This window comes from Rhodocyclus gracilis, assembly GCF_009617575.1.
GTDB lineage: Bacteria > Pseudomonadota > Gammaproteobacteria > Burkholderiales > Rhodocyclaceae > Rhodocyclus > Rhodocyclus gracilis.
Window position 1 is genome coordinate 397,344 of record NZ_WIXJ01000002.1, and the last position, 10,367, is coordinate 407,710.

Sequence of the window (10,367 nt, forward strand, 5' to 3'; positions counted from 1 at the left end):
CCGCCCCACCGAGATGCAGCCCGACGTCCCGACAATGGCCATGATGGTCTCGGTGGCCATCCTGACCATGAGCGGCGCGACGCTCTGGCTGACGCGCGCGCAAAGCAGCGAGGGGCTCAATCTCTGGGGCGGCGGCCTCCTCGTCTACGCGCTCGCACTGCCGGTCCTCACCCTGCGGCCGATGATTCCGGTGAACTTCTCGATCATCGTCGGCAACAGCCTGTTTTCGCTCTCCATCGGGCTGATGCTGTGGGGCTACTACCGCTTTCTGGAACGCCGCCCGAATCTCTGGCTGACACTGGGACCGGTGTTCCTCACCGCCATCTGCATGTGGCTATTTCTCGACCGTCTCGGCATGCGCGTCATGCTCAACGGGCTGATTGCCGGTACGCAGACGCTCGTTCTCGCCGCCATCATGTACCGCCACCGGCAGCTGACGCCCGGCCACGGCTATCAGCTCCTGCTCTGCGGGTGCCTGATGTCGACGCTCATTTGCTATGCGCGCTTCCTCGCCGTATTCAGCGGCGCCGTCTCCAGCCCGACGAGCGACGGCGCCCAATTATTGCAAACCGTCAGTTTTATCGGTGCGCTCTCGGCGGCAATGCTCGACGCGGTGGGCTTCATCGGCATGATCAAGGAGCGCGCCGACGCGCGTAATCGCACGCTGGCGATGTTCGACGAACTGACCGGCATCGCCAATCGCCGTGCGATCCGCGACGAATTCGCGCGGCGCTCCTCCGAAGCGCGGCGGCACCGGCGTTCGCTCAGCGTGCTGATGATCGACATCGACCATTTCAAGGAGGTCAACGACACCTACGGTCACCCGGCCGGCGACCGGGTGCTGAAGACCGTTGCCCACCTGATCGGCTCGCGCCTGCGCGCGCAGGACGCCCTCGGTCGCTATGGCGGCGAGGAGTTTCTCGTCGTCCTGCCCAACACGGCGCAAGAGGCGGGCGCCCTGCTCGCCGAGGATCTCTGCCAATGCATCGCCGCGACCCCCATCGACCTCGGCGACGGCATCAGCATCCACATCAGCGCGAGCATCGGCGTCGCCGGCGTACCGCTCAACGACACGAGGCACAGCGAGGACATCATCCGCGCCAGCGACGACGCTCTCTACCGCGCCAAGAAACTCGGCCGCAACCGCGTCGAAGAAGGCATTCTCTGAGCTTCGCGCAGTCTGCCGTGCGCTCTGCCGCACACCCGCCCCCGTATGCGGCCGCCTATCCGGCCGCGCGCTCGCCCGGAACACCGGAACCTGGCTGCGCCGACACCATGACATCCACTGCCACGAAAGGACACACCGTGCGCTTTCTCTCCCACTTCCGCCCCGGCTGCCGAGGGTTTCTGCATGGCCTCGCCGTCCTGCTCCTTGGCAGCACCTTGCTACTGCCGATGCTGGCGAATGCGGCGATGCTGGCGCCGGGCGCCGCGTTTCCGGCACTCACTATCGACGACCAGCACGGCAAGCCCCTCAGAATCGACGGCGAAACACAGCTCGTCATCTTCACCGCCGACATGGCGGCCGGCGACTTCGTCAAGGAAGTGCTGCATGCGCAGGCGCCCGGCACACTTGAACAACTGCACGCAATCTACCTCTCCGACATCAGCGGCATGCCATCGCTGATCACGCGCATGGTCGCTCTGCCGAAACTGCGCGAACTGCCCTTTGCCGTCGGTATCGGCCGCGATGCCGCACAGTTGGCCGACCTGCCCCGCCAATCCGGCGCCGCCAGCGTCGTGCAGTTGCAGGGGGGCAAGGTAACGGCGATTGGCTACGTCAGGGACGCCGCCCAACTCCGACAAGCGCTCGGACTCAGGTAAACCGCCTCAAGCGGCGACGCTCTGCCGTTCCGGCACGCCAGCCAGCGCGGCGCACACCTCAGCGATAACCGTCCCCCAATCGCCCGCGCGCGTCTGCCGAAAGATGCGCAGACTGCGATACCAGGGCGAATCGCTGCGCCCGTACTGCCAGCGCCACTCGCTGCCATAGCGTAAGAGCAGCCAGCACGGTATGCCGAGCGCGCCGGCGAGATGCGCGACAGCGGTATCGACGCAGATGACGAGGTCGACAGCCTCCAGCACCGCCGCCGTCGCGGCAAAGTCGGGGAAGGCACCGGATAACTGCCGCAGCGAGGGCCACTGCGCCAGCGTCTCCTGATCCGCGGCGGGAACATCGCGTTGCAGACTGATCAGCTCCACGCCCAAGTTTTCTTCCGCCGCCACCAGCGGCCGGAGCTCGCACAAGGACAGATCGCGCGTGCGGTTGAGAACGCCATACTGCCGCCCCGCCCAGACGAGGCCGACACGCCGACCGGCCGCCGGGCCAAGCCGCGCCCGCCAGTGCGCGACCTCGATCGGATCGGCACGCAGATAAGGCGCGCCTTTTTCGCTCGCCGGCGCATCGAGGCCCAAAGCGAGCGGCAGGCTGAGGAGCGGAACGTGTGCGTCGTGCGGCGGCAGATCGCCGTCGTCGCCAACGACGTGTAGCGTCGGCGCGTTCACCGCCAGTTCCGCCAAAAGTCGCTGCAAGGGCGCCGGCACACGCAGGATGACGCGCGCCGCAGACGTCGATTGGGCCAGGCGCGGCACGAAGCGGGCGAACTGGATGGCATCGCCAAAGCCCTGCTCCGCCCAGACAAGCAGCGTCTTCCCCGCAAGATCGACGGTGCCCAGCGGCTCGCCCGCGTTGGGCGGCAACACATCTACGCCTGCCTTGCCAAGCCAGAGCGGCCGCCCGCAGGCGAGCCAGTGGCGCTTCAGCTGGGCGGTCTGCCAACGCCATTCAAGGCCGCCCCAACCACGCGCATCACCCTCGCCCAGCCAGCAATGCGCGATTTCCAGCTGCGCCTCGGCAAAGTCAGGAACGAGCGCGATAGCGCGCTGATAGGCGATACGCGCCTCGGCAAGGCGCCCTTGCTGCTGTAGAACATTGCCCTGGTTGTAATGAAACTCGGCGCGCAGTGGGGCGAGTTCGCAGGCACGCCGATACGCCGTCAGGGCCTCGTCGTGCCGATTCAGCGCCAGCAGCGCTGTGCCGCAACCGTTGAGCGCATCGACGGCATCCGGCGAGCGCGCGAGCGCCGCTTCGTAATCCGCCAAAGCCTGCGCCGGCTCTCCGACCTGGCAGTAGAGCGCGGCACGCCGCAGGCGAGCGGCAACCTCCTCCACCGTGCCGATGGCGGCGGCGAAAGCAGCGAACGCCATCTGCCGGATATCGTCGTAGATGGCGCTGATCTCGGGCGCAGGGACGAGGCGCAAGAACTCGTCGAGCGCGGCGAGCGCCTCCTCGTAGCGCCCCAAATGGGCCAGTACGGGAGCGCGTTCGATCTGCGCCGGCAAAAAATGCGGATCGACCCGCAACACCTCATCGAGGCAAGCCAGCGCCCCCATCCAGTCGCCGCCGTGGCGCCGCTCGACGGCGGCAAGCAACAGCGGCAGCAGCGTATCGACCGCGGCGGCAGAAGGAATCACGGCGCTCATGCGGGCTTTCGGTCACGATTCATGGCGACATTTTTTGCCAAAACGCTCCGCCCGTGTTCAATGGCTCGGAAGATGCATCCGGAAATAACGCGGGGGATGATTCGGGAAATCGGCGGGTCAATCGGCCGCTCAATGGACAGTTCAACGGACTGAGCAGCGCGCCAGGCAACGCACTGGGCGGAACACATCACGCCGCGCGATCACGCATAGACGTCGACATTTTCGCCGACGGCGCTGGTACTGGAACGTTGGGGGGTCGAACGACTCTTCTCCGCGCTGCTCGTCGTCGCAGAGGCAGCCGATGCAGCCGCCGTCGTGCTGCTCTCCGAAGAGTTCTTTTCTGCCTGTAGCTGGGCGATGCGCGCCTGGAGCAGGGCGATCTCGGCCTTGATCACCTTCGCCTGATCGCTCGTCGAACTGCTGCTGGAAGCGCCCGACGTGCCGGAACTGCTGCCTGAATCGCTCAGCTTGGTAAGGCTTTTTTCCAGCGCAGCAATCTGCTTTTGCAGGGCGGCGATCTGCGAGGCAATGCTGCCTCCTCCGCTGGTTTGCGTCGAACTGGCGCTCGAAGTGACGGCGGTGACCATGATTTTTCCTTTCAAGGAGAACAAGGCGTTCACCTGCACTATCGGCATAAGCCTGCGTGCAATGAAGGGCGCGGCGGGTAAATCACGGTAAAGCCTGCCCGCCGTCGCGCCTACCGCCTCTCGGGCCGCCTGTCAGGGCACGTCGTAGGCTGCCTTTCATGCCACTGCTCGCACCGACCACGCCGTTCTTCCCCGGTGACGCCGCCGCCCCGGTAAAATGCGTGCCTTACGGATCGCTCTCAAGGACCCCGCTGCCCATGCCCTCCCCCGACCACGCCCCGCGCTGCCGCGTCTTCGGCATCAAGAACTGCGACACGATGAAAAAAGCCTTCGCCTGGCTCGACGCGAACGGCGTCGACTACGAATTCATCGACTACAAGAAGGCAGGCGTCGTCGCCGCTCACGTAGCCGACTGGGCGCAACGTGCCGGCTGGCAGACGCTCGTCAATCGCCAGGGACTGACCTGGAAGAAGCTGCCCGCAGAACAACGCGCCGACCTCGATGAAGCGCGCGCACTGGCGCTGATGAACGCGCAGCCGACCCTGATCAAGCGCCCGGTGCTCGACACCGGCCGCACCCTGCTCATCGGCTTTGACGCCGAACGTTATCGCGAGGTGTTCGCATGAGTATCGATACGCTGCAACGTTTCCTCCTCGACGAACTCGACATTCGCGGCGCCGTCGTCCGTCTCGGGCCGCTCTGGCAACGCATCGTCGCTGGACGCAACTACGCGCCGCCGGTCGCCGCCCTGCTCGGCGAAATGTGCGCGACGACGCTGTTCATTGCCGATGCGCTCAAGCAGCCCGGCCGCATCACCTTCCAGCTGCGCGGCAGCGGCCCGGTGTCGCTGCTCGTCGTCGATTGCGACGAGCGCCTGAATTTGCGCGCCATGGCGCACGCCGCCGCCGATGTCGCACCGGGAACGGCGCCGCAACTGCTCGGCGACGGCCAGCTGATGCTCTCGCTCGACCTGCCGAACCTGCGTCAGCCCTACCAGAGCATCGTGCCGATGCAGGGCGACAGCATCGCCGAGATCTTCGAGCATTACCTCGGCCTCTCGGAGCAGCTGCCGTCGCGCCTCTTCCTCGCCGCCTCAGCGGAAGGAGCGGCGGGCATCTTCCTGCAAAAACTGCCGAACGCCGACGCCCGCGACGCCGACGGCTGGAACCGTGTCGAAAGTCTGGCAACAACGATCCGCGACGACGAGCTTCTGGGCCTGCCCTGCGACGAGTTGCTGACGCGGCTTTTCAGCCAGGAAGTGGTGCGCGTCTTCCCGGAGCGGCAGGTTCTGCACGAATGCCCGGAAGACTGGGACAAAGTCCGCACCATGCTGCGCTCGCTTGGCCGCGAGGAAGTCGACGCCGTGCTGCGCGAACACGGCGAAGTGCTGATCCGCGACGATCTGGCTAACCGCGATTACCGTTTCGACGCCGCCGCCGTTGAGGCGCTGTTTGGCGAAACGCCGCCGACGCTGCACTGAGCAGGGGCGAAGTGCGTCAGAGCACTTTGCCCGGATTCATCAGCCCCAGCGGATCGAGCGCCTGCTTGATGGCACGCATGGTTGCCAGTTCGACCGGACTGCGATAGCGCGCCAACTCGGCACGTTTGAGCTGGCCGATGCCGTGTTCGGCGCTGATGCTGCCGCCGAGGGCGGCGACACGGTCGTGAATCAGCCGGTCGACCGCCGCTTGGCCGGCGAGCAGACGCGCGTTGTCGGTGGCATCGAGCATCGACTGGTTGTAGTGCAGGTTGCCGTCGCCGATGTGCCCGAAGGTAACGCAACGAATCCCCGGAAAGGCCGCTGCCAGCGCCGCATCGGTCGCGGCGATGAATTCGGGAATCGCCGAAATCGGCAGCGAGATGTCGTGCTTGATGCTGAAACCTTCGCGCTTTTGCGCCTCGGAGATGTTCTCGCGCAGCGCCCAGAGGTGCGCCGCCTGCGCCAGCGTCTGGGCGATGACGACATCGCTCACCTCCCCCGCCGCCAAGGCGTCTCCCAAGCATTCCTCCAAAGCCGCGAGCAGTACCGGCGCCGTGTCAGCGCCGCTCACGTCGACCAGCAGATGCCAGGCGCTCGTCGTCGGCAGCGGCGCCGTCTGCCCCGGCAAATGCCGCCGCACGAGCGCCAGCGCGACGCCCGAGACGAGTTCGCACGCCGTCAGCATGGCGCCAAAGCGCGCCTGCATGCGGGCCAGCACGGCCAGCGCCGCCGCTGGCGAATCGATGGCCAACCACGCCGTCGCGGTCGTACGCGGCGCCGGGAAGAGCTTCAACACCGCCGCCGTGATGATGCCGAGCGTTCCCTCGGCGCCAATGAAAAGCTGCTTCAAATCGTAGCCGGTGTTGTCCTTGCGCAAGCCGCGCAGGCCGTTCCACAACTCGCCCGAAGGCAGGACGACTTCGAGGCCAAGCGTCAGCTCGCGGGTATTGCCGTAGCGCAGCACGTGCACGCCGCCGGCGTTGGTCGACAGGTTGCCGCCGATCAGACAGCTGCCTTGGGAAGCCAGCGAGAGCGGGAAAAGCCGTCCAGCCGCTGCCGCCGCCTGTTGTACCGCCGCCAGCGTGCAGCCGGCTTCGACGGTGATCGTGTTGTTCGCGGCATCGAGCGCGCGGATGTGGTTTAGACGGGCGAGGCTGATAACGACGGCCTCACCGACCGCGTCGGGCGTCGCCGCGCCGCACAGGCTGGTATTGCCCCCCTGCGGCACCATCGGCACCCGCGCCGCAGCGCAGGCGCGCACGAGGGCGGCAACCTCCTCGGCGCAGCCCGGACGTACGACGCAACGCGCCGCGCCCTGATAGCGGCCACGCCAGTCGGCGAGGTAAGGCGCGAGATCCGCCGCGTCGGTGAGTACCTGTGTCGGGCCGACGATGGCCGCGAGCGTCTCGATCAAGGGCATGGCGAGGCTTTCGGGAAAGACGCACGGCGGCCAAGCGCCCGCCGCGACGTCGGGCTTACGCCGGTTCGGCGTAAAGGTCGTGCTCGTCGGCGTCGACGACGCGCACGCGGACAAAATCGCCGGGCTGCGCGTCGTATTCACCGTCGATGTACACAAGGCCGTCGATTTCCGGCGCGTCGGCGGTCGAGCGGGCGACGATGCCTTCCTCGTCGACTTCATCGACCATGACGACGATTTCGCGGCCGATCTTCGCGGCAAGAATTTCGGCAGAGATGTCTTCCTGCACTTCCATCAGGCGACGACGCCGTTCTTCGCGCACCTCTTCCGGCACGGTGCCGGGCAGCGCGTTGGCGGCGGCGCCCTCGACCGGCGAATACGGGAAACAGCCGACGCGGTCGAGCCGCGCTTCCTTGACGAAAGCCAGCAGTTCCTCGAATTCCGCTTCGGTTTCGCCGGGGAAGCCGGTGATGAAGGTGCTGCGAATCGCCAAATCGGGGCAGATCTTGCGCCAGGCACGGATGCGTTCGAGGTTGTTTTCAGCGGACGCCGGCCGCTGCATGGCCTTGAGCACGCGCGGGCTGGCGTGCTGGAAAGGCACGTCGAGGTAAGGCAGGATCTTGCCCTCGGCCATCAGCGGGATGAGTTCGTCGACCACCGGATACGGGTAGACGTAGTGCAGGCGCACCCAGACGTCGAGTTCGGAGAGCGTCTCGCAGAGCGTCTTCAGGCGCGTCTTCAAAGGACGTCCGCCAAAAAAGCCGGTGCGGTACTTGAGGTCGACGCCGTAGGCCGCGGTGTCCTGCGAGATCACCAGCAGTTCGCGCACGCCGGAATCCACGAGGCGATCCGCCTCCTCCAGCACGTCGCCGATCGGGCGGCTGCACAGCGGCCCGCGCAGGTCGGGGATGATGCAGAAGGTGCAACCGTGGTTGCAGCCTTCGGAAATCTTCAGATACGCGTAATGCGGCGGCGTCAGGCGAACCCCCTGCGGCGGCACCAGTTCGTCGGTCGCCTCCGGCGGCGGCAGATGGCCGTGCACCAGCGCCAGCACCTCATCGGCGGCGTGCGGGCCGGTAATCGCGAGCACCGATGGATGCGCGCTGCGCACGAGCGACTCGCGCGCGCCAAGACAGCCGGTGACGATGACCTTGCCGTTCTCGTTCAGTGCTTCGCCGATGGCCGCCAGCGACTCGTCTACCGCCGCATCGATGAAACCGCAGGTATTGACGATGACGAGATCGGCATCGTCATACGACGGAGTCAGTTCGTAACCATCGGCGCGCAAACGCGTCAGGATGTGTTCCGAATCGACCGTGGCCTTCGGGCAACCGAGTGATACGACGCCGATTTTTCTGCTGTTTCCCATGGCGGGTGTCTCTTTCATGAACGAGCGGAGGCAAAGTGAGCGCTGAGAAGCGAGCGCGGAGTATACCGCCACCGCCGATGCCCGGTTCGCCGCCCGTCGGCGCAGGTGCCGACGCCGGCATGTCCGCCAAGGGCGCCGCAGACGCCGCGTTATAAGCAACGCAGATTTTCTTCGTTCAAGCCGCGCCGCACGACGACTACATTGAACCCCACCCGCCGACAGCCCCTACGCCGGCCGTTTTGTCTCCAAGGAGTTCATCGTGCTTGCCAATCCCCAGGCGACGACGACGCAGCCGCCGCGCACCCAGCCATCTCCCTCGACGCATCACGACGATGACGTCGACGGCATTCTCGCCGCCGCCCGTGCCCGCGCCGTGAGCGAAAACCTGCCCTTCGCCGGCAGCGTCTCGCCGCGCGACGCGTGGACGCTCGCTGCGGCAGGCGCCGCCGTCATCGTCGATGTGCGTACCGCCGAAGAATACAAATACGTCGGCCACGTCCCCAACTCGCCGCTGGTGCAATGGCAATCCGGACGCGCGCTGGTGAAGAACCCGCGCTTTGCCAAGGAACTGGCGGCCAAGGTCAACAAGGACGAACCGGTGCTGCTGCTCTGCCGCAGCGGCAAGCGTTCGGCGGCAGCCGCCGAAGCGGCGACGCGCGCCGGCTTCACGCAGGTCTTCAACATCCGCGAAGGCTTTGAAGGCGATATTTCCAGCGACGGCAAACGCGGTACGCAAGGCGGTTGGCGTCATCACGATCTGCCCTGGACGCAGGACTAAGAGGACCAAGCCCCATGAACGCGCCGCTCCGACGCAAGCCCTCCCCCGTCGACGCGCCGCCCTGGCAGCTTGGCGACATCGTCGACGAACTGCGGGCAGCGCGCGAGGAGTGGCGCCATACGCACGACCGCCGGCCAGACAAGGGCGAACGCGAATTCCCCTCGCGCGACGCCCTGAGCGACATCGTCAGCAAGCTGTGCGGCGCGCTCTTTCCGATGCGCCTCGGGCCGGCGGACATCCAGCACGGTTGCAGCGAGGATTTCTACGTCGGCCATACGCTCGACCTCGCCCTGCGCGCGCTGCTGACGCAAGTCCGGCTGGAGCTCAAGCACCTCGCCCGCCCGTCGGAGCCCGACGCGGAAACTCTGGAGGCACGCGCGCGCGACATCGTGCAGCAGTTTGCGGCCGCCCTGCCCGGCCTGCGGCGCCTGCTCGACAGCGACGTCGAAGCCGCTTTCCGCGGCGATCCGGCAGCGCACAGCGTCGATGAGATCGTCCTCTGTTATCCGGGCACGCTGGCGATCATCCATCATCGTCTGGCCCACACGCTGCACGGTCTGGGCGTGCGTCTGCTGGCGCGCATCGTCGCCGAACTCGCGCATTCGTCGACCGGCATCGACATCCATCCGGGTGCCCGCATCGGCCGCAGCTTTTTCATCGACCACGGCACCGGCGTCGTCATCGGCGAAACCGCCGTCATTGGCGAACGCGTCCGCCTCTATCAGGCGGTAACGCTCGGCGCCAAGCGCTTCACCGTCACCGCCGACGGCACGCTGGAAAAAGGCGCGCCGCGCCACCCCATCGTCGAAGACGACGTGGTGGTTTACGCCGGCGCCACCATTCTTGGCCGCGTCACCATCGGGCGCGGCTCGTCGATTGGCGGCAACGTCTGGCTGACGCACAGCGTGCCGCCGGGCAGCGTCGTCACACAGGCCTTCTCGCGCAACGAAGTCATGGAGAACGGCGCAGGCATATGAGCGACCTGAACCAGCACTTCCCCCTGGTCGTCCGGCAGCTCCGCAAGGATCGCGGCTGGTCGCAGGAGCATCTGGCCGAGAAGGCCGACCTCAACCGCTCGTATGTCGGGGAAATCGAGCGCGGCGACGCCATCCCCTCGCTGCTGACCGCCGAAAAACTGGCGCAGGCACTCGAAATCAACCTGTCGACGCTGGTCGCCCAATGCGAACAAGCCTAGCCCGGCCGTGCCGGATTTTGATGGCTATAGCATGTTGAGCGCCCAGCAGCACACAGCG

11 protein-coding genes are annotated in these 10,367 nt (G+C 66.4%); 7 read left to right on the forward strand and 4 right to left on the reverse strand.

Going from position 1 to position 10,367, the window contains the following annotated elements:
- The first annotated feature begins 13 nt into the window (after positions 1–13).
- Both GHK24_RS04900 and GHK24_RS04905 read left to right on the forward strand, forming a co-directional pair.
- Positions 14–1,168, forward strand: a complete 1,155-nt coding sequence (locus GHK24_RS04900) for a GGDEF domain-containing protein (RefSeq protein WP_153469846.1) — start codon at positions 14–16, stop codon at positions 1,166–1,168.
- Between the two features lie 107 nt (positions 1,169–1,275).
- Positions 1,276–1,824, forward strand: coding sequence for a hypothetical protein (locus GHK24_RS04905; protein WP_153469848.1), 549 nt, complete (start codon positions 1,276–1,278; stop codon positions 1,822–1,824).
- 6 nt (positions 1,825–1,830) lie between these two features.
- Here the strand turns inward: GHK24_RS04905 and GHK24_RS04910 are convergent, their stop codons facing one another.
- Positions 1,831–3,483 (reverse strand): tetratricopeptide repeat protein, encoded by a 1,653-nt coding sequence (locus GHK24_RS04910; RefSeq protein WP_153469851.1) that lies wholly within the window; start codon positions 3,481–3,483, stop codon positions 1,831–1,833.
- A gap of 200 nt (positions 3,484–3,683) precedes the next feature.
- A complete protein-coding gene (locus GHK24_RS04915) occupies positions 3,684–4,070 on the reverse strand; it encodes a FlxA-like family protein (RefSeq protein ID WP_194286377.1) in 387 nt (128 codons plus the stop codon).
- A 257-nt stretch (positions 4,071–4,327) separates the two neighbouring features.
- On the opposite strand from GHK24_RS04915, the gene GHK24_RS04920 reads away from it, so the two are divergent.
- Both GHK24_RS04920 and hslO read left to right on the forward strand, forming a co-directional pair.
- Positions 4,328–4,696, forward strand: a complete 369-nt coding sequence (locus GHK24_RS04920; protein WP_153469857.1) for an arsenate reductase — start codon at positions 4,328–4,330, stop codon at positions 4,694–4,696.
- On the forward strand, positions 4,693–5,550 hold the full coding sequence (gene hslO, locus GHK24_RS04925) for an Hsp33 family molecular chaperone HslO (RefSeq protein ID WP_153469860.1): 858 nt from the start codon (positions 4,693–4,695) through the stop codon (positions 5,548–5,550). The genes GHK24_RS04920 and hslO overlap by 4 nt, the downstream gene beginning before the upstream one ends.
- Before the next feature lie 16 nt (positions 5,551–5,566).
- On the opposite strand, the gene GHK24_RS04930 is transcribed toward hslO, so the two are convergent.
- Together GHK24_RS04930 and rimO are read right to left on the reverse strand one after the other, a co-directional pair.
- The gene (locus GHK24_RS04930) at positions 5,567–6,970 is read right to left on the reverse strand and encodes an FAD-binding oxidoreductase (protein ID WP_153469863.1); all 1,404 of its coding nucleotides are present in this window, start codon (positions 6,968–6,970) and stop codon (positions 5,567–5,569) included.
- Between the two features lie 55 nt (positions 6,971–7,025).
- The gene (gene rimO / locus GHK24_RS04935) at positions 7,026–8,336 is read right to left on the reverse strand and encodes a 30S ribosomal protein S12 methylthiotransferase RimO (protein WP_153469866.1); all 1,311 of its coding nucleotides are present in this window, start codon (positions 8,334–8,336) and stop codon (positions 7,026–7,028) included.
- A 259-nt stretch (positions 8,337–8,595) separates the two neighbouring features.
- On the opposite strand from rimO, the gene GHK24_RS04940 reads away from it, so the two are divergent.
- Genes GHK24_RS04940 through GHK24_RS04950 form a run of 3 tightly spaced genes read left to right on the forward strand, consistent with a single transcriptional unit; the run spans position 8,596 to position 10,309 of the window.
- Complete coding sequence (locus GHK24_RS04940; protein ID WP_340642662.1) at positions 8,596–9,114, forward strand: rhodanese-like domain-containing protein; 519 nt, start codon at positions 8,596–8,598, stop codon at positions 9,112–9,114.
- Positions 9,115–9,128: 14 nt separating this feature from the next.
- Entirely contained in the window at positions 9,129–10,091 is a 963-nt protein-coding gene (epsC, locus tag GHK24_RS04945) for a serine O-acetyltransferase EpsC (protein ID WP_153469869.1), read from the forward strand.
- A complete protein-coding gene (locus tag GHK24_RS04950) occupies positions 10,088–10,309 on the forward strand; it encodes a helix-turn-helix domain-containing protein (protein ID WP_153469872.1) in 222 nt (73 codons plus the stop codon). Before epsC ends, GHK24_RS04950 begins: the two co-directional genes overlap by 4 nt.
- Positions 10,310–10,367 lie beyond the last annotated feature (58 nt).

Excerpts from the sequence above, each read along its gene's own strand:
- GHK24_RS04900 (WP_153469846.1), top strand. The coding sequence starts at position 14 with ATGCAGCCCGACGTCCCGACAATGGCCATGATGGTCTCGGTGGCCATC.
- GHK24_RS04905 (WP_153469848.1), top strand. The coding sequence starts at position 1,276 with ATGACATCCACTGCCACGAAAGGACACACCGTGCGCTTTCTCTCCCAC.
- GHK24_RS04910 (WP_153469851.1), bottom strand. The coding sequence starts at position 3,483 with ATGAGCGCCGTGATTCCTTCTGCCGCCGCGGTCGATACGCTGCTGCCG.
- GHK24_RS04915 (WP_194286377.1), bottom strand. The coding sequence starts at position 4,070 with ATGGTCACCGCCGTCACTTCGAGCGCCAGTTCGACGCAAACCAGCGGA.
- GHK24_RS04920 (WP_153469857.1), top strand. The coding sequence starts at position 4,328 with ATGCCCTCCCCCGACCACGCCCCGCGCTGCCGCGTCTTCGGCATCAAG.
- hslO (WP_153469860.1), top strand. The coding sequence starts at position 4,693 with ATGAGTATCGATACGCTGCAACGTTTCCTCCTCGACGAACTCGACATT.
- GHK24_RS04930 (WP_153469863.1), bottom strand. The coding sequence starts at position 6,970 with ATGCCCTTGATCGAGACGCTCGCGGCCATCGTCGGCCCGACACAGGTA.
- rimO (WP_153469866.1), bottom strand. The coding sequence starts at position 8,336 with ATGGGAAACAGCAGAAAAATCGGCGTCGTATCACTCGGTTGCCCGAAG.
- epsC (WP_153469869.1), top strand. The coding sequence starts at position 9,129 with ATGAACGCGCCGCTCCGACGCAAGCCCTCCCCCGTCGACGCGCCGCCC.
- GHK24_RS04950 (WP_153469872.1), top strand. The coding sequence starts at position 10,088 with ATGAGCGACCTGAACCAGCACTTCCCCCTGGTCGTCCGGCAGCTCCGC.